The sequence below is a fragment of the Methanocaldococcus fervens AG86 genome (assembly GCF_000023985.1).
Classification (GTDB): Archaea; AGJL01; Methanococci; order Methanococcales; family Methanocaldococcaceae; genus Methanocaldococcus; species Methanocaldococcus fervens.
The window spans coordinates 931,488-958,072 of record NC_013156.1; the positions used below are offsets into that span (position 1 = coordinate 931,488).

Below are 26,585 nucleotides of genomic sequence, written 5' to 3' on the forward strand. Positions count from 1 at the left end.
ACTCCATACCAATAAAAGTTTAACGAACATTAAAAGGTATTAGAAAAATTATTTGGGAAATAATAATTATTATATGCTATTTACTATTTTAATTCAAATAGAAAATTTTATATAATACAAAACATAATGTTAATATTACTACTTATTATAATACTAAAAAAGGTGAGAGTATGAAAGTAGCAATATTAGGTGCAGGATGTTACAGAACCCACGCAGCTGCAGGTATAACCAATTTCATGAGAGCTTCACAAGTTGCTAAAGAAGTAGGAAAACCAGAAATCGCTTTAACACACTCAACAATTACAATGGGAGCTGAGCTTTTACACTTAGTTCCTGATGTTAAAGAGGTTATTGTTTCAGATCCATGCTTTGCTGAAGAGCCAGGGTTAGTTATTATCGATGAATTTGATCCAAAAGAAGTTATGGAAGCTCACTTAAACGGAAACCCTGAAAGCATAATGCCAAAAATCAGAGAAGTTGTTAAGGCAAAGGCAAAAGAGTTGCCAAAACCACCAAAAGCATGTATACACTTTGTCCACCCAGAAGACGTTGGTTTAAAAGTAACAGCAGATGATAGAGAAGCGGTAGCAGATGCAGACATAGTTTTAACATGGTTACCAAAAGGAAATAAACAGCCAGACATTATTAAGAAGTTTGCAGACGCAATCCCAGAAGGAGCTATCGTAACTCACGCATGTACAATTCCAACAACAAAATTCGCAAAAATCTTTAAGGATTTAGGAAGAGACGACTTAAACATTACATCATATCACCCAGGATGTGTTCCAGAAATGAAAGGACAAGTTTACATTGCTGAAGGATACGCAAGTGAAGAGGCAGTTAACAAATTATACGAAATCGGTAAGATCGCAAGAGGAAACGCATACAGAATGCCAGCTAACTTAATCGGTCCAGTCTGTGACATGTGTTCAGCAGTTACAGCAACAGTCTATGCTGCTTTATTAGCTTACAGAGATGCAGTTACAAAAATCTTAGGAGCTCCAGCTGACTTCGCTCAAATGATGGCAGATGAAGCATTAACACAGCTCCACAACTTAATGAAAGAGAAAGGAATCGCTAACATGGAAGAAGCTTTAGATCCAGGAGCATTGTTAGGAACTGCAGACAGTATGTGCTTTGGTCCATTAGCAGATGTCTTACCAACAGCTTTAAAAGTCTTAGAAAAACACAAAAAACAATAAATAACTTTTAAATCTTTTTTTTATTTTTTATAATTGAATTTATAGAAAACTTCATCTTTTTTAAGTTTATCATCGTATAATTTGGTGATGCAATGGTATTTAAAAAGATAGAGGAGAATTTTAAAGAATTAAAAGATGGAAACAAAGAATTTATAAAAAATGGGCTTATAGATAAAGATGAGACGTTAAAATTATTTAAAATAGACAAATGGAAAGATTATCTGCAATTATTTAGATTAGCTTCAGAAGTTAGGGACTTTTTTAAGAAAGAGATTGAAATAACTTCAACCATACACATAACAAATATCTGTAAGGTTCATCCAAAGTGTCTATATTGCGGTTTTGCAGCTGGAACATCAAAAGAAGGCTATTATAAGCCATTTAGATTAACAGATGAGGAAATAAAAAAATCGGCAATAGCCATTGAAGAGAGTGGTATAAGAAGAGTTAGTTGCTCTTCTGCACATGGTTATGGAGGTAAAGAGGTAATTAGAGCTTTAAAAATAGTTAAAGAGAATACAAACTTAGAGGTTTTAGTTAATGCTGGGGCTGATTTAACTGAAGAAGCTGTAAAAGAATTAAAAAAATATGAAATTGATACAATCTGCTGTAATTTGGAAACAATAAATGAAGAACTTTTTAAAAAGGTTAAACCAGGAGAAGAGTTAGAAGATAGGATAAGAGTTTGTAAATTGGTCAATAAATATGGCATTGAGCTCTCATCTGGTTTGTTAATTGGTATTGGAGAGAGTTATGAAGACAGAGTGGAGCATTTATTTTATTTAAAAAATGAGTTGGAGGTTGGAGAGATACCAATAATGGGATTCAATCCATACAAAGGAACGCCTATGGAAAATCATCCAAAGTGCTCTGCTTTAGAGCAGGCTAAGACAATAGCCATAACAAGGCTGCTGTTTCCAAATATTAGGATCACATCCCCAACACCAACAATTGGAGCTGAATTGGTTCAATTTGCCTTATTTGCTGGAGCAAGCAATATAGCCACCGTTATCCCTAAAAATCATCCAATAAACATTAAAGGAGTAGGTAGTCCAAAAACTGGTAATTTAGAGGAAGTTGTTAAGATGATTATGGATTTGGGATTAAAACCAAAATTGGATTGGGAGAAGTTTGAAAATTATTTAAAAACTTACTAAAATTTTTACTGGGAAATTATGAAGATTGGAATAACCAAAATGTATGAAGAGATTGCAGATTTAATTGGATTGGAAGATTATGAGGTAGTTAACCCCTATAATGAAAAAGTTGATTGTGATTTTTTAATCATATCCAAGGGATATCAGGGGAGAGTTAAAAAATTAAATCCAGAAGTGGAGATTTTTGAAGTAAAATCAGCTACTTTTAAAGACTTAATCGAGAGTCTTAAAGAGCTAAAAAAATTGGGCATTGGAAATGAAGAAAAAATAAATCAATCAATAAGTTTATTAAAAAATAAAGAAAAGGTGATAAAAAATTTGGCTAAAGGTTTAAATGTAAAGGTTAATCCAAGAACAGAGTTTGTTAGAAAGGTTGTTGAAGATTTGCGTTTAAAAATCTCGAATGATGGCATTTTAATAATCCCAGACTATTTTCCAAATATAGAAGATTTAAAAAACGCTATAGTACTAAAGACTCACAACTATGATTTGAAATTAGTTGAAAGGATTGAAGATAGATACTTACAGATTATCCAATCGATTAGGAAAATTAAATAAAAGTTTTGGTGAAATTATGAGAGATCTAATAAAAGAGGCAGTAAATAACTTAGATGCGGCGTTAGAATTAAGAAAAATTGTATTAAAAAAAATAAATGAGAAGAAACTAAAGGAAAGTGATATAGTTGAGGTTGTTGATGCGGTTGATGACCTATCCTTAGAAGAAATACAAAAATTAGGAAGTAATTTAAGAAAATTTCCAATGGGTTGTGATTTAATTGAAATTGGTGTAGGACCGTGTTCATCATCATTAACATTAACCCAATTTATTGAAAATTGTATATTGACCGATTATATGGGATTTCCAATCCATATCTGCAGTTATGCGGTAGCAGATATTGCTGAAAAAGAAGGATTAAATCCCATAGATGTTTTAAAAATGGTTTTAGAAAATGTTGATGTTCCAATAGATATAGACCACTTTGGAAAATATGGCCCAATGAGGTTTCCAAAGGAAATAACCCATTGCTATGGAGATTGTTATTTTAAAGGCCCTCCGTTTAAAGGATGTCCAAGAGATAGAATTCATAAAAGATTAATAGAGAAGGAGAAAGAACATGCCAATGAGTTTGAAGATTGGGTTAGATTGGCTTCAACAGTGTGTATAAATGTTGTTGAAGAGCAGGGTGGAGAGGAGCATGCAGCTCCATTGGATGAGATGGAGGTAGTTGCAGAGGCAGCTAAAAAATATGGTAAAGGTTTAGAAGGAATTTTCCACATTGGAGACGGACATGATGATTTAATAACTGGGATTAAGGCATGCATTGACTTAGATGTTGATGTGTTTGTTGTTGAAGGAGCACCATTTAACAGAGCTAAAGATAGATTAAAAGTATTCGCTAAAGCTGTGGCTGTTTCAAGGATATTGGTTAAAGGAGGGGTTGTGGCAACAAATGGAGCTTATGAGGATGAGTGTAGAATTGGTTTAAGAAGTGGATTAAATACAATATTGACTGGATTTCCATTAAATCATCATGGATACATGTGTGGTTATAGCCCGGGAACAGCAAAAAGGGGGAATTTTGGGTTGAGAAGAGTTATGAGGATAATTAGGGAAGAAATAAAAGCAGGAAATGTTAATGCAAGTTTCATAGATAAAGATGTGGTTAAGGCAATCGCCTTAGGAAACAGGTTTTTAAACGGGAACATCTATCCTTACAGCATTGGAGGATTTTATTTAGGAGATGCACACTGGGCGTGTATAAAGGAAAGCAACCTATGCAAAAAATTAAATGTAAATAAAACAATTGATGACATATCTGCTGAAAAAGTTGGATTGATTGGGGGGAGGTATATAAGTTGGGCAATTGCTGAAAAGGCAGAGGAAGCTTATATTTCAGATATAGACAGCTGGGTTGAGAGGGCAACAATTAAGATTTTAAACGATAATGGCATTAACGCCTATCCATGCAATGGAGATGATAAAAAAGCTGTAGAAAACTCAGAGAAAGCATATATAACAACATTTATTCCAAACATTGCTTTAAAAATATTAGATAGGATTAGAGATAAAAAAGTTGAGCTTTTAATTTAAAATTTTATTTCTAGATATTGAAGTTAATGGATATTGATGAATTTCTTAATTACCTATTTAATGCCACAAAGGAAAATTTTAAGAAAACAGACACTTTGAAATTAGGATTAAACTTAGAGAAGATAATATACCAAATGAAGAAGAGCTATTTAAAATTTTAACTAAAAATAAACCAGTTGAGATATTAAAGCAGAAGAATGATAAACTTTAAGGTATATTACGAGTTTAATGAAAAATATGATGTTGTTGTATAGTTATGAGCATAAAGTCAATTGAACCATTGCAAATAAATTTAACTTACAATATTTCCACAAGACAGAAAAGGAGGAAAAATAATAAGAGAGTTAAAATAGATTACAATTATGAAAATGATAACTTGTTAGTTTATAAAGAAAGGTCAAATCTAAAAAACTTTGGATTTAGATGATATTTTTATTTGATTTTGATGAAAATGGGGATGTTATTGGGATTGAAATCCTTTATTTATTGAGAAAGAAAAAAATTATTAAAGAATCAGTTATTAAGAGACTAAATACTGTTGGATTAAAAGAGGGAGAAGTTACCATAGGATAAATACCTCTATTTTTATAAAACTTCAAAACTTTAATTTGATAAACAATAAATGTTTTTATACAACAATTTTGAGAAATTAATTTTATATTAGATACAAATTAACGTGGGGGAGGGGAATGATTAAGAAATTAATGGTTGAAAATTTTAGGAGCTTAAAAAATGTAGAAATAAGTTTTGAAGATGACATTACTGTTTTAGTTGGGGAAAATGACAGCGGAAAGACATCAATAGTTGACGCATTAAAAATAATGTTCGATAATAAGACAGTTGAAGAAGATGATTTTTATTATGGGACTAATAAAATACGCATCGTTGTAGAAACTGATGATAAAACCTTTATTAAAGAATTTGAAAAGAATGATGGAGATATCACATTAAGAACTAGTATTTTATTTAGTAAATCTAAATTAGAGAGAATATGTAATTATTTAAATTCAGATAAATTCAATTCATTAGCTGATAATGATAAGAAAAGCACATTAACAGAAATTGCAAATAAACTTGGAGTTAAATTTAAGTCGAATATTAAAGCAAATACATTAAAAGATAGAGTTTTGGGAAGGTTAGATATATTTTTGAGAATAGAGGAAATTTGTAATTATTTAGAATCTGATTGTTTTAATTCATTATCTAATGAAAAAAAGGAGGATATATTAAAAGAATACGCAGAAAAACTTGGGATTAAACTTGAAGGAGATATTGAGGTTAATAAATTAAAGGATAAGGTTCTGGAAGAATTAAGGAAATTTGTATATAATGATGGTAGAATTATTGTTGAGGGAAATATTCCAAAATATCATGTTTATTTTTTAGATGGGAAACATTTTGAGGATATTTCAAAGTTTATAAAGGAAATGTTCTTTAAAGAAAAAATTGAAAATATCTGGAAAGAAAAAATTTCAGAAGAAAAAACTATTGAAGAATTTATACTGGAAAAATTAAAGGAATATTCGGAAAATATTGAGAGAGAACTTAAAGAAGGTGATGTGGTTAATAAATTAAAGAAATATTTACCAAAACTTGAAGATATAAAAATCGAACCAATTTTTACATCAGACAAAATAAACGCAGATATTAAACCAAAACTTTTAGAAAATTGTGGAGAAATCCCTATTCATAAAAAAGGTGATGGAACAAAAAGAAGAATTACAATGGCATTACTTGAATGCAAAAAATCTAAACAAGAAGAGCAACCAACATTGTATGTATTTGACGAGCCAGATACGCACTTACATGTAAGAGCTCAAAGAGACTTGCTTAGAGTGATTGAGGATTTCTATAAAAGTGGAAATCAAGTAATTATTACAACACATTCACCATTTATAATGAATTCAGTAGAAGCGAGAAAAATAAGGTTACTATCCTTAAAAAATGGTGAAACAAAAATTAAAAAGATTTCGCATGATAAAGTAGTTGAAAAAATTCTAAAGGATTTAGGTATCGAAAACATATATTTGTTCTTTGCAAGGAAAATTTTAATTGTTGAAGGAGAAACTGAAGAAGTTTTTATTCCAAAAATATATGAAAAATTCCATGGAACTGCATTAAGAAGTGATTTAATTAAATTAATCAATAGAAAAAGTGTAGATAACATTCCAAAATTTGCAGAAGTTTTGCATGAATTTATAAAACCAGAGGATATTATTATCTTAGTTGATAATGATATTGACGAAAATGCAGAAGAGATTATTAATAAATTAAATATTCCAAAAGAAAACATATTTAAAATTGGGTATAAAGAATTTGAAGATGCTTTTGAACCAGAAGTTATTTATGAATCATGGAAACAATATGTTATCAAAAAGAAAGGTGAAAAATTAAATAAAGAGTGGCTTACTACGAAATGGACAATTGAAAATATATCTAAAATACGAGAAGAATGCATTAAAAATTCTATGAAATTTAGTAAAAAACTTAAAAGTTTAAATGCTGAAAGTGGAGCAAAAATGACAAAACCAAAACTTGCTGAAGCATTAGCAGAATATTGTGAATGGGAACATTTACCTAAAGAACTACAAAATTTATTAGAAAGATTGAGAGAGTGAAATTATGGATGAGATAGATGAAATAATATGTAAAGCAATAAAAGAGATGAGAAGACTAAAAATTAACTATAAAGGAGAGGATTGGAGGATTATAGAACCACACTGCTTTGGTTGTGATAGAAAGGGGAATAAAAAGCTAAGGGCATATCAAGTAAGTGGATACAGTGAAAGTGGAAATTCTGAAGGATGGAAATTATTTAATGTTGATGAAATTAGGAAAATAGAACCTCTTAATGAGCGTTTTAATGAACCAAGACCAAAATATAATCCTTATGGAGATAAACATATACCTAATGTGATTTGTAAAATTTAAGTGATTTTTATGAATTGGAGAGGACATACAATTTTAGGAATTATCTTTGGATTGCCTTTTATTTCTTCACCAGAGCAGATATTTTTAGCTTTAGCTGGAGCCCTATATCCAGATTTAGACCATGACGTTAAAGAGGATATTGTTAAAAGAGGGCTTTTAGTATCTGGAGGAATTGTTTTTATAAATATTTTACTTTATTTTTTTGAAAAAGATATATTTAACATTGATTTGTTCATTTTGGGAGTTTCAGTTCTTCTAATATATTTAATCCCATATTTTTCAGAGCATAGGGGATTAACCCATACATTATGGTCGTTGTTGTTTGTATCCTTCATTTTAGGATACTTAGCCTATAAACTCTCAGCCATATCTGCAGTTTTTGCTGGATTAATATCCCTACTAATGGTCACAAATGAAATTTTGCTTGGAAGGGTCATGATTTTTGCAATCTTTGCCTGGGCTATTTTAGATATTTTAAAATTAAATCCAGGGATTGATGGGAGTTTCCACTACATACTGCCAGTTGCTACCGGATATTTATCTCATTTAGTTGGGGATACAACAACACCAGCTGGAGTTAGAGTTTTTCATCCAATCTCAAATTACAAGCTAAGAAAAAAAGAAGGGTATATTTTAGTGGCAGTTTGGATATTTATGGTAGTTTACGTTTGGAAAGATATTATATTAAATTTCATAGGATAAAAGTTCCTCTTTAATTTTGTTTATTTTTTGCATTTTTTCATTAACCTCTTTCTCATATTTTTCCAATCTTTCTCTAAAAGCCTTTATCCTCCTTTCAACTTCTTCTGGAGCCGGCCCCCCTATAACATTTCTCATTTTAACATTCTCATAAGGATCTAATGCCTTTCTTATTTTTTCTTCATCAACTTTTAGGTTGTATTTCTCTAAAACATCATAAATAACTTCAATCATATCTTTCTTTTCCTCTATACTCCTCCTAACGACCTCTCCAACAAAGCCGTGTGCTGTTCTAAATGGAATTCCTGTTTCCCTAACCAAAGTATCTGCCAACTCTGTTGCAGTTGAATAATTTGCGTTAGCTAATTCTTTCATCCTCTCTTTATTCACTTTTATTGTTTTTAGCATTCCATGAATCATTTTTATTGTATCTATTGTTGTATAAATGCTATCCCATAAATGTGGGCTTATCTCCTGCAAATCTCTATTATATGTGTTCGGAAGGGCTTTTAAAATAGTTAAGGCAGTAACTAAATTGCCATTTAATTTAGATAATTTAGCTCTCGCTATCTCCGCCACATCAGGATTTTTCTTTTGAGGCATTATTGAAGATGTTGAACAAAATTCGTTTGCTATTTCAATAGTTCCAAACTCGTAAGTTGAGAACAAAACCAATTCTTCACAAATTTTTGATAAATTTGTTCCTAATATTGATAAATCTGCCATTGTTTCTAATATAAAGTCTCTCGCTGAAACTCCATCCATTGAGTTCTCAATTAAAGCATCAAATCCCAACAATTCTTTAGTTCTCTCCCTATTTATCTTAAATCCTGTAGTTGCCAATGCACCACAACCCAATGGGGAAATATTTATCCTCTTATAGGCATCCAACAACCTTAAAATATCCCTCTCAATTGCTGAAACATAACTTAATAGGTGATGAGCAAAGGTTACTGGCTGAGCGTGTTGTAAATGAGTGTATCCAACAGTTAATGTCTCCTTATGCTCTTCAGCTAATTTTAAAATGTCTTTTAACATCTCAATCAATGATTTAGCTATTATTAAAACCTTTTCTCTTAAAGCTATTCTTAAATCTGTTGCTACTTCATCATTCCTACTCCTTCCAGTGTGCATTCTTCCAGCTACATCCTCACCAAGCTTTTTAATTAATTCACTTTCAATAACCATGTGTATGTCATCTAAAGAAGGGTCTAAATTTAGATTTTCCATTCCTTTTTTATAAATCTCTTTCAAACCTTCAATAATCTTTTTTGCGTCTTCTTTCTTTATTATTTTCTGCTCATAAAGCATTATTACATGGGCAATATCGCATAAAATATCAGCTTCAAAAATCTCTTTGTCAAAATCTAAGCTCGTTGTATATCTTGCCACATCTTCTTTTATTGAACTTCCTAATCTTCCTCTTCTTAAAATGTTCATGTTTTCACCAAAAACATCTTTTGAAATGATAATTATTATTCGATAATTTGATATTTAATTATAAAGATTATATAGTTTGAGTTTGTATGTTTCAACTAAAATGTGTATAAACCATTTAAATACACTTTACTTTAGGTGTAAACATGGAAAATTTTGAATATGAACTAAATATGGCTATAAACCATATATTAGAAACAAATTATCCAAGAAAGGCGTTTTGGCATTTTGATGATTTAATTGATGATTTAAAGAGTGGAATCAAAGCTGGAGATGACGCAGTTGTTATAAAAGATATGGTTATTAATATGGAGGGGCCGTATCCTCTAAAATTAGGGGCTAAGACAGCTTTAATTCACACTACATGTGATGTTGTTGCAATGGGAGCTAAACCAAAATTTGCATTGAATGTAATTCAGGCAAAGAATGAAGATGAGATAAAATTGGCTGTTGATGGTTTAAGGAGGCAGAGTATTGGTTTAGGCATTCCAATAATTGGGGGGAATACACAGACAGTTGAAGAGCTAAAATCATGTATTTCAGTAGCTGTTTTTGGGGAGTTGATTGATGAAAATTTAATAATAAGGGATGGAGGAGCTAAAGAGGGGGATTTATTAATTATGCTCGGAGATCCAGTAGAGGGGGATATTGGAGAGAGGGTTTATAAGGCAAAGAAAAAATTTGACACATACTTAGAGATTTTAGAAAATGGAATAAAAGTAAATGCATGTAAAGATGCATCAAGAGGAGGATGGTTGGGAAATCTATTGGAGATGTTGATTAAAGCAAAAAAAGGAGCTGAAATAAAATCCCTCCCACATCCAAGGGCTACAAGATATTTAGGAACTTACATAATTGCTTTGCCAGAAGAGGAGTACGATAAGGTATTGGATATAGCATTAAAGAATAAATGTCCTTTAGTATTGTTTGGTAGAATATTGGAAAAACCAAAGCTGATTGTAGGCACAAAGGAATATATATCTGAAAATAAAATGTTAGAATTAATAAAGAAATTTCCATATAAATATTAAAGCTAAATTAAATAAAACTATATTTTGATGAAACTTTTCTTAAAAGTTTCATTTCTATATAAATATTAAATTTGGGTGAAGTTAATGGTAAAGATTGCCTTATTAACATGTGGAGCAGAGTGGAGTGGAGTCTATCACGAAATTGAAAAAGCAGCTCAAAAGGTTGGTGGAGAACTGGTTTTTCCTGAAGTTGATTTATCATATATTGATGAGGTTGAAGATAGATTAGGATTTAAAGTTGGCTCAGCCAATTTAAAGTTAATGTTTGCAAGGGCAATGTCGATTATTGAAGGAAATACCGATGCTGAGGCTGTATTTATAGCCACATGTTTCAGATGTGCCGAAGGAGCTTTAGTTAGGAATGAAGTTAGGAAGCTCATACAACAGAACACAAATCTACCGGTTGTTATGTATTCATTTACAGAGAGAACAAAAGCCTCTGAGTTATTAACAAGAATGGAGGCATTAACTACAATCGTTGAAAGAAAATCTTTATTGGCAAGAAAGAAACAGGAAGGAATAAGTTTAGGTATTGACAGTGGTTCAACAACGACAAAAGCTGTTGTTATGATAGATGACGAAGTTGCTGGAACAGGATGGATTTACACAAAGGATGTTATTGAATCTGCTAAAGAAGCTGTTGATAATGCATTAAAGGAGGCTGGCATATCATTAGACCAAGTTGAAACAATAGGAACTACAGGATATGGGAGATATACGGTTGGAGAATACTTCAAAGCTGATTTAATACAGGAGGAGTTGACAGTCAACTCAAAAGGAGCTGCTTATTTAGCAGATAAACAAGAGGGAGAGGCAACAGTTATTGATATTGGAGGGATGGACAACAAAGCTATCTCCCTATATGATGCGATTCCAGATGGATTTACAATGGGAGGAATCTGTGCTGGGGCAAGTGGTAGGTTCTTTGAAATTACTGCAAGAAGATTGGGAGTTTCCTTACAAGAGCTCGGAGAATTGGCAGCTAAAGGAGATTGGAGAAAAATAAATATGAACAGCTACTGTATTGTCTTTGGTATTCAGGATTTGGTTACTGCATTGGCTGAAGGGGCTAAGGCAGAGGATGTGGCCGCAGCAGCAGCTCACTCAGTTGCTGAGCAAGTGTTTGAGCAGCAATTGCAGGAGGTTGATGTTAGAGACCCAGTTATATTGGTTGGGGGAAGTAGTTTGTTGAAGGGTCTAGTTGTAGCTATGGAAGAAGTTTTAGGAAGGAAAATTATTGTTCCAAGATACTCACAATTAATTGGAGCTGTTGGAGCCGCTTTACTATCTTCAGGATTTAGATACAAGAAGATAAAGGCATAATTTTTTAATTTTTTGGTGAGGGGGAGTATGGCTGAGATAATTGTTCATTGTGAAGATAAAGCTGGAAAAGAAATTTATACAAAAGTTATACAAACTGCATTGGAAGATTTGTTGTTAGGGAAGTCAATAATTAGAGTTGAATTCATTGCTAAAGAAAAGGAACCATATTTTATATTGGGAGTTTTACCAAAACCTACAAGAAAGATAATTAAGCTTAGAGATTTCGCTGAGATTGTTGAGCAGAAGAAAGAAGGGGATAAAATAATATATAAGTTAAAGATTACTGACGAGACCTATGTTCCATACCTATTGAAAAAAATACATGTTATAGACCAACCATCAAGGTTTGAAATTATCACAGATTCAGATATTGACTTAGATATGGACATCTACGATACAAGCAAGGATTTTATAGAGAAAGTAATGGATTTTATGAATAGAGTGTTTCCAGAAGGTATGAGAATTAGAAATAATTATATAGATAAGGCGATAGTTTCAATAGCCTCAGAAAGACCTATAAAGCCAGAAGAAAATGAAGAGGCTTTAAAATTAAAGGAAAAGTTGGAGACTATGAACACTGCTGGTTATTATTAAATAAAATTATCTTGAGGAGACCATGATAATTTTAAGAAATGAGATTTGCGATAAATTGGAAGGTATTGTTAAGAATTTAAAGTTTGTAAGGCATTGTATTGGTTGTGAGGGGATAAACTTAGATATAGAAAACCCTCATCACCATCCATCAATAGAATTGACACAAAAATGTAATTTAAACTGCATTTATTGCTATTCAAGATTAAAAAATGTAAAAAGAGGTATTTATGGAAATTTGGATGAGGCAGAGGCTGTTACCATATCCCAATATGGGGAGCCATTATTAGATTTGGAAGGGGTTAAAAAAGCAATAGAATTTTGTAAGGATTTAGGGTCGAGAGTTGATTTGCAAACAAATGGAGTTTTTCTAAATGAAGAGATGATAAAAGAATTTAAAGATTTAGGTTTGGATTTGATAATGATTAGTTTAAGCTCATTTAGCAGAGAAAAATATAAAATATTAACTGGAAAGGATTATTTTGAGAGAGTTTTAAATAACATAAAAATTGCCTCAAAGTATTTACATACCATCGTTAGAGCAATCTATATTCCTAGATTTAACGACAATGAGCTCTTAAATTTAGCTAAAGAACTTAATGGTTATGCTGACGAAATTATGGTTCATCAACTTATCTCCTATAAAGAAAATCAAGACCTCTTAAAAAATGTCGGCATAGGTTTAAGCAATTTAGGAAAAATTAGAGATTTGCTTTTAATAGTTGATGAGTTGCAAAAAAACGCTCCCAAAATTAATGTTACAATTAAAGGATGCCTATTAGTGCAATTAAAAGAAATGGATGGATTTGTCTTAAATAATATAACTTACGATGTTTTTTCTGAAGTTCCAGATATTAAGAGGGAGTATAAACCAATACCATGGTGATTTCATGGATTTTGAAGTTTATAATTCTGAATACATGTCGATAATCTTTGTTAAAGACAAATTAAATTATACTGGGAAAGAGATAGAGCCATTATGGGCATTTAAAACATTTGATGTCCAAAAAGATAGTATAGTTGTTTTTAGAGGAAAAATGGAAGTTTCTCAGGAAGAGATGAAAGATTTAAAAGATATTAAGAGAGAAAAAGATATAGAAACTCCAATAAAATCGGAAGATGCAATAAATTTTATTGTGGAACATTTTGATTCAATTGATTTAAAAACAATATATTTAAGGCAGAGATTATTGGTTTTTATAGCAAAAGAGGTTATTGAAAGCTATAATATAAAGTTAAGAAGGGAAGGGGATGATTTATACTTTGAAGATAAAAAGTTGTCTGTCTGCATAGCATGTAAAGGAACTGTTTCAGCAAAGATACATTTGGGGATAAATGTCAAATCAAAAGGTGCTGAGCACGTTAAAATCGTTGGATTGGAAGATTTAGGGATAAAGGATATAGATGAAGTTATGAAAAGCATAGCAATCAAATATGCTGAGGAGATAGATAAGATTGAAAGAGATTTGAGAAAAACCTTGCCATTAAAATAAGGTGTTCAAATGATAGAGATAGCATACAAATTTGTTTTAAATTTTTGGAGTTTTTTAAATAAAATGGCAGTTTATATAATAATTGGGCTTTTAATAGCTGGAATTCTTAAGTATTTTTTACCAGACGATTTCATTAGGAAACATCTCGGAAATCCCAACTCAACGTCAGTCATAAAAAGTGTTTTGTTTGGCATTCCTCTTCCAATATGTTCTTGTTCAGTAATTCCAATAGGTGTTTCTTTAAAAAAGAGCGGAGCTAGCTCTGCATCCGTCTTATCTTTTTTAATAGCCACTCCTGTAACCGGAATAGATTCAATACTTGTAACTTATGGAGTATTTGGAGGAATTTTCACAGCCTTTAGAGTTATATCATCTGTTTTTATATCCCTATTTGCTGGAATTTTGGGAAATGCTCTTATTAAAGAAAATGTAGATGTAAAAGAAAAAAGAAGGGTTAGGAAAAGGGCAAAAAAGAAAGATATAAAAACTGCCATTAAAGAAATTCTTAGTTATTCGTTTAACGAGCTTCTCTCACCATTAGCAAAGCCTTTATTGTATGGAATTATTCTTGGGGCCATAATTTCCCTAATTCCTATAGATATCTCAGCCTATATAGATAATTTGTTTCTACAGTATATTTTAGTTTTATTAGTCTCAGTTCCAATTTACGTTTGTTCAATCTCCTCAATCCCTATAGCTTTATCCCTTCTGTCAATTGGATTTTCCCCTGGCTCAGCATTGATATTCCTAACTGCTGGACCTGCAACAAATATTGTAACAATAACAACAATCTATAAAATATTTGGAAAAAGGGCGTTGGCAATTTATTTATCCAGCATAATACTTGGTAGCTTTTTATTTGCATTCTTATTTGATTATTTTGTAGGAGAGATTGGTGTTAAAACAACTATTGAAGCGGCTCATCATCTACATATAAGTGAGATATTTGCAGTTATCCTCCTGATATTGATAATATACCATATAATTATACAATATAACATAAAATAACTTTATAGTTGTATAGCTCCAACACAGCAGACAATTTGTGGTTCTTCTGGAATTAAAAGTTTTTTATTTAATTTTTTCTCAAACATCTCTGTCAATACCTTATTTTTAGCAACTCCACCACTGAACACTATATTTTGTATTTTAAGCTTATTCACCATCGGAATAATTCTATTTATTGTACTCTCATAAACTCCCATTAAAATCTCTTCCTTTGGAATTTTTTTAGATAGTAAGCTTATTATCTCGCTTTCAGCAAAAACAGCACACATTGACGATATTTTAGCAACACTATCCGATTTATATTTATTTATATCATTTTTATCAATTTTTAAAATATCTAAAGCCTTTTCCAAAAATTTTCCAGTTCCAGCGGCACATTTATCTGATAAGATAAAATCTAAAACTTTTCCTTCATTGTTAATTTTTAAAACTTTTGTATCCTGTCCCCCAATATCTACAACGCCATCCACATCATTAAAGAAATACCTTGCCCCTTTTCCTAAGGCTATAACTTCTGGAACTACTTTATCTGCAAAGCTAACCTTATGCCTACCATATCCAGTTGCTACAATCTTATCTATCGGATATCTTTCCTCAACTTCTTTAACCATTTTTAACAAAATATCTTCGTCAATAACAACCCCAATATCCTCTATTTTATACCAAACTATTTTGTCTTTTTCCATTAAAACCATTTTAGTTGTTGTAGAACCAACATCTATTCCCAAAATCATGGTATCATCTTCTTTAAATTTTATAAAAATTTAGATAATAAAAAAAGAATTTTTAGTATATAAATTAAATCATCTCAATAAATGCTTCCAATCTTGTTTTTAACTGCTCCTTATCACTTTCAGAATAATCAGTTTCAATCCTTATAACTGGAATTCCTTCTTCTTTTAACACTTCCTCTACTTTAGCCCCTTCAATGTTGAATGTATGGCAGTATTGTAATGTGTAGTAAACTACTCCATCAACATCCAACTCTTTAGCCAATCTCTTTATATTTTCTATCCTATCATCATTTTTAAACCTACAGGCACATGGGATTTTGAAGTATCTTTTTGCTATATCCTCTATACTATAACCTTCAACGAAGTTTTCAAAGTACCTTGTTCCTGTACAGCTCTCTTCTCCAACAACTACCCCTCTAACTTCTTCAATAAGTTCAACGATTTTGTTGTTTCCAGCAACCATTGGACAGCCAGTTATTAAAATTCTCTTTCCTTCGTAACCCTCTCCTTTCTTAACTCTCTCTTCCAACTCTTTAACTAATTCTTCCAAAATTTTTATTGTATCATCAATCTCCAATAAGTATGTGAACTGGAATATCTTTAAAACATCCAATCCTTTAATTGGAACTGGTTTATTCTTTCTTAACTCATAAAGCTTATAAAACAACTCTCTAAGTTTATTTACTTTATCTACAGCCTCTTTTAATTTCTCTTCAGTTATCTTATTTCCAGTTTCTTTTTCAACTAATTCTTTTAATTTTTCTACTTCTTTAATCCAGATTTTTAAAGAATCCTCATCCTTCATGTGAGGGAGGTGCATTATATGCATTGGAACCATTCTTTCCATTAATTCAAACATTTTCTTCTTTCCTTCACAAGTGGTTTCTCCAATAACAATATCTGATGCCTCAAAGTAAGGGCATGTTTTTGCCTTCTTAAATCCATAGGATGATTTTATTAAAGGGCAGAGGTTTCTTGGCAAATCTTCCTCTGCTACTGGGATTGTGTCATTTTTACCTCCACAAAGACCAACAGGAGTTGCATTTGCAGCTAAAATTAACTCTATTGGAACATAGGCACAGAAAAGCCCAAATACCTTCCTACCTTCCTCTTTTAGTTTTTGGAGCTGTTCTTTTCTATTAGCAAATTTTTGCATTAACTTCTCTATTGCCTTCAATTCCACCATATCACCAAACTTAATAGCCATTAGGTTATTAGATTTTTTAATATATTTTTGATATTTAGTTATTTTTGAAAAATTTCTAAGAGAGGAAATATAACATCTTAATGTTAAAAACTTTACTTTAAATTTTTATAATAACCTAATAGTTATTAGGAAAATTAATAACATGAGTGAGTTTGATACCTTACTCAGAAATATTATGAAAGATAAATTAAAACCACTACTTTGGAAAAATTATTTTTAAGAGAAAATATGGGTGGTATTTTGAAAGTTGTACATACAATATGCCCAGGTTGTAGTGTGGGTTGCGAGATCAGCTTAATTGTTAAAGATGGTAAAGTTTTCGATGGAAATTCAATAAACGACGAAAACTGCTTGCAATGGAAAGGCTATTACAAAATAATAGATCATGAAAAAAGATTGAAAAAGCCATTAATTAAAAAGAATGGCGAGTTTGTTGAAGCTACATGGAATGAGGCATTAAACCTAATCGCAGAAAAATTAAAAAATTACAACCCTGAAGATATAGTTTTCATAGCTTCTGGAAAATGTACAAATGAAGACAACTATGTATTAAAAAAATTGGCAGAGAGTTTAAAAGCTAAAATTGGGCATTGCATCTGTAACTCTCCAAAAGTTGATTATTCCAAAATTTCAACAACTATTGACGATATTGAAAATGCAAAAAACATTATAATTATTGGTGATGTTTTCTCTGAACATGCATTAATTGGAAAAAAAGTTGTTAAAGCTAAAGAAAAAGGAGCTAAGGTAACAATTTTAAACACTGTGGAAAAAGATATCTTAAAATTAAACGGTGATGAGTTTATAAAGGTTGATGATTATTCAAAAATTGATTTAAAATATGTTGATGAAGAAACAATAATTATAATCAACGCTCCAGTAGGTAATATTGATGAAATTATTGAAAATGCAAAAGCAGTTAATGCCAAAGTTTTACCAGTTGCAAAACACTGTAATACTGTTGGAGCAACGTTAATTGGAATTCCAGCTTTAAATAAGGATGAATACCTCGAGTTATTAAAAAATTCAAAGTTCTTATATATAATGGGAGAAAATCCTGCTTTAATTGATGGCAATATATTAAAAAATGTTGAATTTTTAGTTGTTCAGGATATCTTTTTAACTGAAACTGCGAAATTGGCGGATGTTGTTCTTCCAGCGGCATGTTGGGCAGAAAAGGAAGGGACGTTTACAAACACTGAAAGGAGGGTTCAAAAAATAAACAAAGCTGTAGACCCTCCAGGAGAAGCTTTACCAGATTGGATAATAATTAAAAAGCTATCTGAAAAACTTGGAATTGATTTAGGATTTAAGTCGTTAGAAGATATCCAAAAAGAAGTTATTAAGATGACGACATGATATATTTAAATATTCGTAATTATGTTTTTATTTTTTTCTATTTTGTAAACAAAAAATTTAATTAAGTTAGCTTCAAATAGCACATGTTTAAAGAATTATTTTAGCTAATACCAATGTAGGGGATATTATGGGAGTGCAATTTGGAGATTACATACCAAAAAAGATTATTTCTTTTGAAGATTTAAAAGGAAAAAAAGTTGCTATTGATGGAATGAATGCTTTATATCAATTTTTAACATCCATAAGGTTAAAGGATGGTTCTCCACTAAGAAATAGGAAGGGAGAAATAACCTCCGCATACAACGGAGTTTTTTATAAAACGATTCATTTGTTAGAGAATGACATAACACCAATATGGGTTTTTGACGGTGAGCCACCAAAGTTGAAGGAAAAAACAAGAAAATTTAGGAAAGAAATGAAAGAAAAGGCAGAACTTAAAATGAAAGAAGCTATTGAAAAAGAAGATTTTGAAGAAGCTGCCAAATATGCAAAGAGAGTTAGCTACTTAACTCCAAAAATCGTCGAAAATTGTAAATATCTATTAAGTTTGATGGGAATTCCTTACGTTGAAGCGCCTTCAGAAGGAGAGGCACAGGCAAGCTATATGGCAAAGAAAGGGGATGTTTGGGCTGTTGTAAGTCAAGATTACGATGCTTTGTTGTATGGAGCTCCAAGGGTCGTTAGAAATTTAACAACAACAAAAGAAATGCCAGAACTCATTGAACTTAATGAGGTTTTAGAAGATTTAAGGATTTCATTAGATGACTTAATTGACATAGCTATATTTATAGGAACTGACTATAATCCAGGAGGAGTTAAAGGTATTGGGTTTAAGAGGGCTTATGAACTCGTTAGAAGTGGAGTAGCTAAGGAAGTTTTGAAAAAGGAAGTTGAAAATTATGAAGAAATAAGGAGAATATTTAAAGAGCCAAAAGTTACTGACAACTACTCACTAAGCTTAAAACTTCCAAATAAAGAGGGAATCATTAAATTCTTAGTTGATGAAAATGATTTTAACTATGAAAGGGTTAAAAAACATGTAGATAGGCTATATAGCTTAATTGAAAATAAAACAAAACAAAAAACCTTAGATGCATGGTTTAAATAATTATCCTATTATTTGGTGATATTGATGGAAAAACCAATTATTTGTAAAATAAAAAAAGTAATAGAAGAAAGTCCAACGGTAAAAACATTTGTAGTAGACAAAGATTTTGATTTTAAGCCTGGACAGTTTGCAATGCTTTGGATTCCGGGGGTTGATGAAAAGCCGTTTGGTTTCTCCTCAAAAAATAGTTTCAGTGTTGCAAGAGTTGGTGAATTTACAAAGAAAATGCATGAATTAAAAGAAGGAGATATAATTGGAGTTAGGGGGCCGTATGGAACCTATTTTGAACCATTAGGAGATAAAATCTTAGCTGTTGCTGGAGGTATTGGAGCTGCACCAATTGTTACAGCTGTTGAAGAATTTTCAAAACAGGGGATTGAGATAACAACCATATTAGGAGCAAGAACTAAAGAGGAGTTGTTATTTTTAGATAGATTTGAAAAAGCTGGTAGATTAGAGATTTGCACAGATGATGGGAGTTGTGGGTTTAAAGGATTTACAACTGAAAAGATGAAAGAAGTTTTAAAAGAGGAGAAGTTTGATTTAATTATAACATGTGGACCAGAGGTAATGATGAAAAAGGTTGTAGATATAGCCAAAGAATACAATATTCCAGTCCAAATTTCAATGGAGAGGTATATGAAGTGTGGTATAGGGATTTGCGGGCAGTGTTGTGTAGATGATGAAGGGCTCTGCGTTTGTAAAGATGGCCCTGTTTTTTGGGGAGATAAATTAAAGTTTATTAAAGAATTTGGTAAGTATAAGAGAGACGCAAGTGGGAGACGCGTATTTTTTTAATGAACTAATTTATATTGATGAAACTTTTTCTAAAAGTTTCTTTGACAAATATAAAAGGGATGTGAGTGAAAAAAAGGTTTATTATAAGTTTATAAAAAAGATAAGGGATTGTTATGATAAAATTTGGAGAAGCAGTTTTAGGAAATGATGAGGCTAAAGCAATAGTCAATGTTGCATTGGGTAAAGGAAAAGAGATAGATGAGGTTTTTACAAATGCCTTAACAAGAGGTAGTTGCATATTTGCCAATTTAAGGCCAAACTTAATCGTTAAGCCCTTGACTTTAGTGGTTCCAAGGCATAATATTGAAAGCAGTATACAAGATGAGCTGTTTCATGGTGTTGTTCAATATGCTGTAGCTAAAGCAGTTGCTGATTTGGATTTAGATGAAGATTTAAAGGTTGTTGTTAGCGTTAATGTTCCAGAACTTCCACTAACAAATTTAACTAAAAGGAAGCTTTTCCAATACTTCTACGCTTCAGCAAGATTGGCCATAAATAGAGCTTTAAATGAATATCCTTCAAAAGAAAAGGTTAAGAAAGAAAAATATAGAGCTTTGCATCCATTAGTTGGTTTTAGAGATGTTAGATTGGAATATCCTCCATATTTACAAATTGCATTAGATGTTCCAACAATGGAAAACTTAGAGTTTTTATTACAAACAATCCCAAAGAGTGACCACATTATCTTAGAGGCGGGAACTCCATTAATTAAAAAATTTGGTTTGGAAGTCGTTGAAGTGATGAGAGAATATTTCGACGGCTTTATTGTTGCTGATTTAAAAACATTAGACACTGGAAGGGTTGAGGTTAGATTGGCGTTTGAAGCTACTGCAAACGCTGTGGCAATAAGCGGTGTAGCTCCAAAATCAACAATAATTAAAGCTATACACGAATGCCAGAAGTGTGGCTTAATTAGCTATTTGGATATGATGAACGTTCCTAATCCTCAAGAGTTGTATGATTCCTTAAAATTAAAGCCAGATGTTGTTATCTTACACAGAGGAATTGATGAGGAAACCTTTGGAGTTAAAAAGGAGTGGAAGTTTAAAGGAGACTGCATGTTGGCAATTGCTGGAGGAGTTGGAGTGGAGAACGTTGAAGAGCTTTTAAAAGAATGTCAAATATTAATTGTTGGAAGAGCAATTACAAAATCAAGAGATCCTGGAAGAGTTATAAGAATGTTTATAAATAAAATGGGATACGATATAGATACATATAGGCTTTACTTTGATGAGGATGAAGATATTGACATTTAAAATTTAATTTGGGATAATTATGTATGATTTTGCTATTATAGGTTCTGGAGTTGCAGGAGCTACAATAGCTAAAGAATTAGGTGAAAAGCATAGAGTTATAGTTATAGAAAAAGGAAAACATCCTACTTACGCTTCAGAAGGAAAAAATGTTGAGGTAAATTATGCCTATGGATTGGGAGGAAGTGCAGTTTATTCGTTAGGAAACGCCATAAAAACAGCTATTAAAGGTTACAAAATTGAGAAAGACATTTATAAAGAAATTTGGGAGGAATTAAAAATTAAAGCTCCTGATGATGATTTTCTAAACGATATTGACAAAAAATTCATTGAATTGGGATTTGAAAAGATGGAGAAGTTTATTGACTTTAATAAATGCAACAAATGTGGAGAATGTGCAAAAAAGTTGTGTAAAGCGAAATGGACACCTTTAAATTATTTAAAACAGTTTAAAGGGGATGTAATTACTGAATTTGATATAAAAACTATAGAATGTAATGGTTATTATGAAATCTTAGATAAAAACGGTAGAAAAGTTAAAGCTAAAAACCTTATAATCTCTGCTGGAGGCATTAATTCTCCAAGAATCCTGAAAAAATTAATTGATGATGAAAATATTGGAAAAAATCTCTTTGTAGATACCTTTGCGACAGTTGGAGGAATTCTAAAAGACAGCTATTTAAATAAAGATATTTCTATGCTTGTTTATAAAAAATACAAAAATTTCATATTATCTACTCATTACTCAAAACTTCTATTTGATGAAATAAAAAAGGATTATAAAGATGTAGAAGAAAAAGATATCGTGGGGATTATGATAAAGATCAAAGATGAAAACAGCGGGGAGGTTTTAGATAATGATGTTAAGAAGGAGATAACTAAAGAAGATTTTAAAACTATTGTAAGGGGAGTAAGCAAGGCAACAAAATATTTATACAAGTTGGGTGTTGATGATATATACACAACTATGCCAAGAGGTTCACATCCAGGAGGTAGTTTAAGCTTAGTTGTCGATGAATTTGAAGTGAAGGAAGGGCTTTATGTTTGTGATTCCTCAATATTCAAAGAAGCTTTAGGAGTTCCACCAATTGTTTCCATTATAGCCCTATCTAAAAAACTTGTAAGGGATGTTTTATAAATGAGTTCTAACAAATCTATTTTGATTATATTTTGTATACTTATTCTATTATACTTATAGGTGGGGATATCATGGGAATTTTTGATGCTATAGCAGGGATATTCAGAAAAAAGCCAAAAATTGCATATGCAAAATCACAAAGCGTTGATTTGATTGAATTAAAGAGAAACCCATATTACATAGTGGCATCAGTTGAGTTGGGGAATACAACCACAAAATCTATTATAACAGCCACAAATATGGATACTGGAAGAACATATATTGTCAGTAAGTACGTAAGGATGACAAGGGATGTTAGAAAGCCAAAGAAAGGGGAAGAGGTTTTTGGAGAGACTTTATGGGGAGTTAAATTAACAAGGGAAGCTGTTGCTGATATGGTTAAAGAAGTTTTATTAGAAAGTTTAAAAAAAGCTGGTTTAACAGTTAATGATTTACACTTTGTCGTTAGAAGTACTGGAGTTACTGCAGGTTTTGCATCTCCAGAAGAAGTTGGAGAAATGATTATTGCATTAGCTCAAGGATGTATGAAAGCAGGGGTTCCTCCAGGAAAGATGACTCCAGCAATGACTAAGGATCAAGTACCAAAACCATTTGACCAATACTCCTTTTTAGACAAAATTATCTTTGATGGGGCAGTTACGGGAGTTTTGCCTCCAACCGGTAAGGAGGTTGTAGCCAACGAGATGGAGGGTGAGCTCGTAACAGCAGGAATAAAAGTTGGGAGTAAATGGACTAATGTTGATTTCAGAAATCCATGTATGAGTATCGACTTTGGAACTACATTAGCTGGTAGAATAACCAACGATACATTACCTTATGCAAAAGTTATTGGTAACCTATGCGGTTTAGCTGGGGCTATAGCGGATGCAATTGCAAGAGGTTCTGGAAAGATAGATGAAAAAACAGGGGCAGCTTTAGATTTAGCCAATGTTAAAGGAAAGCCAAATGAAGAGTTAGCAAGGGAATATGCTGAGGAGATTCACAAATATATAATAATAAAAGAAGTTCCAAGGGATGTAGATAGATTTGGGACTGTTCCAGTAGATCCAAAATCAGCCGAAAAGGCAGGAACTACACTAATTGGATGTGATGTTGGTAAAAATGGTAGTGATTTAATAAAATTGGAAGAGTTAGGAAGGGAATTAGTTGAAAAAAGTAACATCCCAACGTTGATGTGTTGTTTAGACTATGTTATGAGTGAAGTCGTTAGAAGATTGGTAGAGTTGGCTTACAACAAAGGATTAATTAATGAAAAATCAGCTATTGGAATTACTGGAAGGGCTGGAATTACTGGAAAGAAACCAGAATTAATTATAGAAAAGCTCAAAACCTTAGAAATTTGGGATAAGGTTGAGGAGAACGTTGTGTTTGTTGAAGATGGACTGGCTTTAGGAGCTTCAGTTATGGCGAGATGTATGAACTGTTTAGGAACTCCAAAAGAGCCAATTGGCGGAGTTAGGGGAGGAGGATGTATATTAGGTTTAAGAAGAAAGTGGCAAAAAGAAAGAGGAATGATAAGAGATTAATAAAATTAAATTCCGTAAATCCCCTCCCCCATTTTTTAAACATCATTAAGAACAAAAAACTAGAATGGATATCTTAATACCCCCACAAGATAATATATTACCCAACCCGTATATATATTTTTTTATTTTTAAAAAAGTATGAAAAATTAACAAATATACATTACGCAATTCTCAATGTTGTAATTTACCAACATAAATATAAATGTACAAATAAAGGGAGAGAATGAAGTTAAAGTTGAAAGTTCCACAATGGCACTATTCTTTATTGACAGACTATGAAAGATTAGCAATCTTCAAAAATGCAATAGAAAGTGTTGTAGATAAAGATGATATTGTATTTGATTTGGGAACTGGCAGTGGGATTTTAGCAATGATTGCTGCAAGAAAAGCTAAAAAGGTTTATGCTATTGAATTAGATCCATTTACTTACGATTATGCAAAGGAAAATGTAAAAATCAACGGATTTGATAATATTGAAGTTATTGAAGGAGATGCATCAGAATACAACTTTAAAGAGAAAGCTGATGTTGTTATAGCTGAGCTTTTAGACACTGCCTTAATCACTGAGCCACAAGTTAAGGTTATAAACTCAATAATAAAAAGAGGTTTTTTGAAAGAAAACGCCAGAATAATCCCAGCTAAGACCATATCTACAATACAACTCGTAGAGGCGAGAATGAACCACATCTATTACGATGAAGACGTTAAATCAGAGGAAGTTTCTGAAGAAGTTATTTATGAGGAAGTTGACTTTTATAAAATAAACCCTATTGAAGTTAGCTATAAAATAGAGCTAAATGTTGAAAAGAGCTGTAAAAACTTAGGGATAAAATTAAGGACTTATACAATTTTAGATGATGAACATGTAGCTGGACAAACGCCTATGTTAAATCCTCCATTGGTAATTCCATTAAATAAAAATGCAGATAAGGGAAAAGTTAAGATAAACCTATCTTATAAAAGAGGAGGAGATTTAGAGAGTATAAAAGTAAAAATATGGTGGGAGAACGATAGTAAATATTAAGAAACTAATGTATTTAATGGATACAATTAAAATAAAAAGAAATAATCCAAGAAAATCGTCGGAAAGTATAAATATTTAATTCCTTCTGGAAAAAGAATATTCAACATACTTAAAAGAACTGAGGAAGGAAGGGTATAATTAAATATCTTTCGTATTTATTATTAATACTTTAAATTTTGCTTTATAGAATAATATCAAATTTTTGTGTGATATATACTAAATAACCACTTGATCTATAACTTAACTGCCAGAATTTTCCATTATATTTTTGTAAGATCTCATCAAAATCTAAATCAAATACACTGAACTCTGGCATTAAATCAAGTGTTTGTAACTCAATTGTAGATGTTTTTGTGTAGTATGAATATAGTAGTATAAATAATACCTTTTGTTTCTCATTTAATTTGATTTTTGGCTTTCTTGCATTGAAAAAATGAATATTATATCCTCTTTTTCAGATAATTCTCCAAGTATTCTAATAAACTGCATATCTTGATTAACATCCTCTCTATGTTTCTGTCTAAGAAAGTCAGATAACTCATCAAATGCAACTATAATACCCCTATCAGGAAATTTTTCTTTTACAGGTCTAATTATATTGTCGATTATGTATTGCTTGTGGTCTAAAATACTATTAAATTCTTCTTCCGTTTTTGGGACATTAATTTTTATTCCATAACTTTTCTCAAGGTGCGTTTGCATTATACGATAGAATATAAGTCCAAATGGTTGTCTAATTGGATTTAACTCATATACGACAATAATGAAATCCTTTTCTAAGTTTTCTTTTAAGTATTTTTTAAGATCTTCATCTCTTATATAATCAATTAAAGATTTATCTCTCGCTATATTTACAATAAAACCTAAGAAATGTGACTTTCCAGTTCCATAATCACCAATTATAAAGATTGAACGATGTTGAATATCATTTAGGTTCTGAACTATAAGCTCAATATCTTTCTTCATTTTGTCTGAAACTACAAAAGTAGAAACTAGATCTTTTGGATCGTCTTTCACTACTTGTATAACTGGACGAATTTCTTGAAAATTAAAAAGTTCATTTACCTTAACCATCGACCATCATCTCCTTTAATTCTACATATACAATTTCTGAGATATCTATGTCACTTCTATAATCCTCATCCCCAGGATTTCCAAATGTTGCAGTTTGTCTAAGTTTATTTAATTTTAATGGGACAAATAAAACTATTGGATGGATTCTTGAATGGTATTTAAATGTTCTTATTGGTTCTAATCCACCAAAATCTTTTGAAAACAATAATCCAACATTATCAAATATTATTGGTCCGGAAATACTACAATTTTTTGATATAATGTCGTAAATTATATCGTTAAGTTTTAATCCAATGTCTACTGGACATATATCATCTTCAAGCACTTCTACAACAATTTGAGAAATGTCATAATATTTTCCACCATTTTTGGTTATCCAATCTATTATTTCTTTCTTTAA

Annotated in this window: 27 protein-coding genes; 22 read left to right on the forward strand and 5 right to left on the reverse strand. The window is 31.4% G+C overall.

Annotated elements, in window-relative coordinates:
* Nucleotides 1-170: 170 nt before the first annotated feature.
* From hmd to MEFER_RS05060, 9 genes are all read left to right on the forward strand, one after another.
* A complete protein-coding gene (gene hmd / locus MEFER_RS05025) occupies nucleotides 171-1,202 on the forward strand; it encodes a 5,10-methenyltetrahydromethanopterin hydrogenase (protein WP_015791545.1) in 1,032 nt (343 codons plus the stop codon).
* Nucleotides 1,203-1,294: 92 nt separating this feature from the next.
* Complete coding sequence (hmdB, locus tag MEFER_RS05030; protein WP_015791546.1) at nucleotides 1,295-2,359, forward strand: 5,10-methenyltetrahydromethanopterin hydrogenase cofactor biosynthesis protein HmdB; 1,065 nt, start codon at nucleotides 1,295-1,297, stop codon at nucleotides 2,357-2,359.
* Nucleotides 2,360-2,377: 18 nt separating this feature from the next.
* Nucleotides 2,378-2,917: a hypothetical protein gene (locus MEFER_RS05035; RefSeq protein ID WP_015791547.1), complete on the forward strand. Its 540-nt coding sequence runs from the start codon at nucleotides 2,378-2,380 to the stop codon at nucleotides 2,915-2,917.
* A 16-nt stretch (nucleotides 2,918-2,933) separates the two neighbouring features.
* A complete protein-coding gene (gene hmdC / locus MEFER_RS05040) occupies nucleotides 2,934-4,451 on the forward strand; it encodes a 5,10-methenyltetrahydromethanopterin hydrogenase cofactor biosynthesis protein HmdC (RefSeq protein WP_015791548.1) in 1,518 nt (505 codons plus the stop codon).
* Between the two features lie 256 nt (nucleotides 4,452-4,707).
* Nucleotides 4,708-4,878, forward strand: coding sequence for a hypothetical protein (locus tag MEFER_RS08530; RefSeq protein ID WP_015791550.1), 171 nt, complete (start codon nucleotides 4,708-4,710; stop codon nucleotides 4,876-4,878).
* Entirely contained in the window at nucleotides 4,875-5,024 is a 150-nt protein-coding gene (locus MEFER_RS08535; RefSeq protein WP_015791551.1) for a DUF2283 domain-containing protein, read from the forward strand. The genes MEFER_RS08530 and MEFER_RS08535 overlap by 4 nt, the downstream gene beginning before the upstream one ends.
* A gap of 116 nt (nucleotides 5,025-5,140) precedes the next feature.
* Nucleotides 5,141-7,069, forward strand: a complete 1,929-nt coding sequence (locus MEFER_RS05050; RefSeq protein ID WP_015791552.1) for an ATP-dependent nuclease — start codon at nucleotides 5,141-5,143, stop codon at nucleotides 7,067-7,069.
* A 4-nt stretch (nucleotides 7,070-7,073) separates the two neighbouring features.
* Nucleotides 7,074-7,382 (forward strand): WYL domain-containing protein, encoded by a 309-nt coding sequence (locus MEFER_RS05055; RefSeq protein ID WP_015791553.1) that lies wholly within the window; start codon nucleotides 7,074-7,076, stop codon nucleotides 7,380-7,382.
* A gap of 9 nt (nucleotides 7,383-7,391) precedes the next feature.
* Nucleotides 7,392-8,084, forward strand: a complete 693-nt coding sequence (locus MEFER_RS05060) for a metal-dependent hydrolase (RefSeq protein WP_015791554.1) — start codon at nucleotides 7,392-7,394, stop codon at nucleotides 8,082-8,084.
* Here MEFER_RS05060 and argH read toward each other — a convergent pair.
* Nucleotides 8,067-9,521, reverse strand: a complete 1,455-nt coding sequence (gene argH / locus MEFER_RS05065; RefSeq protein ID WP_015791555.1) for an argininosuccinate lyase — start codon at nucleotides 9,519-9,521, stop codon at nucleotides 8,067-8,069. The genes MEFER_RS05060 and argH overlap by 18 nt on opposite strands.
* 143 nt (nucleotides 9,522-9,664) lie before the next feature.
* On the opposite strand from argH, the gene MEFER_RS05070 reads away from it, so the two are divergent.
* The 6 genes from MEFER_RS05070 to MEFER_RS05095 all read left to right on the forward strand — a co-directional run bounded on the left by MEFER_RS05070 (nucleotide 9,665) and on the right by MEFER_RS05095 (nucleotide 14,964).
* Nucleotides 9,665-10,549, forward strand: a complete 885-nt coding sequence (locus MEFER_RS05070; protein WP_015791556.1) for an AIR synthase related protein — start codon at nucleotides 9,665-9,667, stop codon at nucleotides 10,547-10,549.
* A gap of 84 nt (nucleotides 10,550-10,633) precedes the next feature.
* Entirely contained in the window at nucleotides 10,634-11,872 is a 1,239-nt protein-coding gene (locus tag MEFER_RS05075) for a methanogenesis marker 15 protein (RefSeq protein WP_015791557.1), read from the forward strand.
* Between the two features lie 27 nt (nucleotides 11,873-11,899).
* A complete protein-coding gene (locus MEFER_RS05080) occupies nucleotides 11,900-12,466 on the forward strand; it encodes a methanogenesis marker 17 protein (protein ID WP_015791558.1) in 567 nt (188 codons plus the stop codon).
* Between the two features lie 22 nt (nucleotides 12,467-12,488).
* Nucleotides 12,489-13,349 carry a radical SAM protein gene (locus tag MEFER_RS05085; protein ID WP_015791559.1) on the forward strand — a complete coding sequence of 287 codons (861 nt, stop codon included), beginning with the start codon at nucleotides 12,489-12,491 and terminating at the stop codon, nucleotides 13,347-13,349.
* A 4-nt stretch (nucleotides 13,350-13,353) separates the two neighbouring features.
* Nucleotides 13,354-13,956: a DUF366 family protein gene (locus MEFER_RS05090; RefSeq protein ID WP_015791560.1), complete on the forward strand. Its 603-nt coding sequence runs from the start codon at nucleotides 13,354-13,356 to the stop codon at nucleotides 13,954-13,956.
* A 9-nt stretch (nucleotides 13,957-13,965) separates the two neighbouring features.
* A complete protein-coding gene (locus tag MEFER_RS05095; RefSeq protein ID WP_015791561.1) occupies nucleotides 13,966-14,964 on the forward strand; it encodes a permease in 999 nt (332 codons plus the stop codon).
* Nucleotides 14,965-14,966: 2 nt separating this feature from the next.
* On the opposite strand, the gene MEFER_RS05100 is transcribed toward MEFER_RS05095, so the two are convergent.
* Nucleotides 14,967-15,698 (reverse strand): acyl-CoA dehydratase activase, encoded by a 732-nt coding sequence (locus MEFER_RS05100; RefSeq protein ID WP_015791562.1) that lies wholly within the window; start codon nucleotides 15,696-15,698, stop codon nucleotides 14,967-14,969.
* Nucleotides 15,699-15,762: 64 nt separating this feature from the next.
* Entirely contained in the window at nucleotides 15,763-16,884 is a 1,122-nt protein-coding gene (locus MEFER_RS05105; protein ID WP_015791563.1) for a double-cubane-cluster-containing anaerobic reductase, read from the reverse strand.
* Nucleotides 16,885-17,145: 261 nt separating this feature from the next.
* On the opposite strand from MEFER_RS05105, the gene MEFER_RS05110 reads away from it, so the two are divergent.
* The 7 genes from MEFER_RS05110 (at nucleotide 17,146) to MEFER_RS05140 (ending at nucleotide 25,111) form a co-directional block, all read left to right on the forward strand.
* Complete coding sequence (locus MEFER_RS05110; protein WP_048056335.1) at nucleotides 17,146-18,264, forward strand: molybdopterin-dependent oxidoreductase; 1,119 nt, start codon at nucleotides 17,146-17,148, stop codon at nucleotides 18,262-18,264.
* A 127-nt stretch (nucleotides 18,265-18,391) separates the two neighbouring features.
* A complete protein-coding gene (gene fen, locus MEFER_RS05115) occupies nucleotides 18,392-19,372 on the forward strand; it encodes a flap endonuclease-1 (RefSeq protein WP_015791565.1) in 981 nt (326 codons plus the stop codon).
* A 24-nt stretch (nucleotides 19,373-19,396) separates the two neighbouring features.
* Nucleotides 19,397-20,170, forward strand: a complete 774-nt coding sequence (locus MEFER_RS05120) for a dihydroorotate dehydrogenase electron transfer subunit (protein ID WP_015791566.1) — start codon at nucleotides 19,397-19,399, stop codon at nucleotides 20,168-20,170.
* Between the two features lie 113 nt (nucleotides 20,171-20,283).
* Entirely contained in the window at nucleotides 20,284-21,426 is a 1,143-nt protein-coding gene (locus tag MEFER_RS05125; RefSeq protein WP_015791567.1) for a bifunctional 5,6,7,8-tetrahydromethanopterin hydro-lyase/3-hexulose-6-phosphate synthase, read from the forward strand.
* Nucleotides 21,427-21,445: 19 nt separating this feature from the next.
* Complete coding sequence (locus MEFER_RS05130; RefSeq protein WP_015791568.1) at nucleotides 21,446-22,561, forward strand: NAD(P)-binding protein; 1,116 nt, start codon at nucleotides 21,446-21,448, stop codon at nucleotides 22,559-22,561.
* A 71-nt stretch (nucleotides 22,562-22,632) separates the two neighbouring features.
* Entirely contained in the window at nucleotides 22,633-24,087 is a 1,455-nt protein-coding gene (locus tag MEFER_RS05135; RefSeq protein WP_015791569.1) for a methanogenesis marker 14 protein, read from the forward strand.
* A 223-nt stretch (nucleotides 24,088-24,310) separates the two neighbouring features.
* A complete protein-coding gene (locus tag MEFER_RS05140; protein WP_015791570.1) occupies nucleotides 24,311-25,111 on the forward strand; it encodes a 50S ribosomal protein L11 methyltransferase in 801 nt (266 codons plus the stop codon).
* A gap of 399 nt (nucleotides 25,112-25,510) precedes the next feature.
* On the opposite strand, the gene MEFER_RS05145 is transcribed toward MEFER_RS05140, so the two are convergent.
* Together MEFER_RS05145 and MEFER_RS05150 are read right to left on the reverse strand one after the other, a co-directional pair.
* Nucleotides 25,511-26,185: a DUF6079 family protein gene (locus tag MEFER_RS05145; protein ID WP_015791572.1), complete on the reverse strand. Its 675-nt coding sequence runs from the start codon at nucleotides 26,183-26,185 to the stop codon at nucleotides 25,511-25,513.
* On the reverse strand, nucleotides 26,178-26,510 hold the full coding sequence (locus MEFER_RS05150) for a hypothetical protein (RefSeq protein WP_015791573.1): 333 nt from the start codon (nucleotides 26,508-26,510) through the stop codon (nucleotides 26,178-26,180). Before MEFER_RS05150 ends, MEFER_RS05145 begins: the two co-directional genes overlap by 8 nt.
* Nucleotides 26,511-26,585 lie beyond the last annotated feature (75 nt).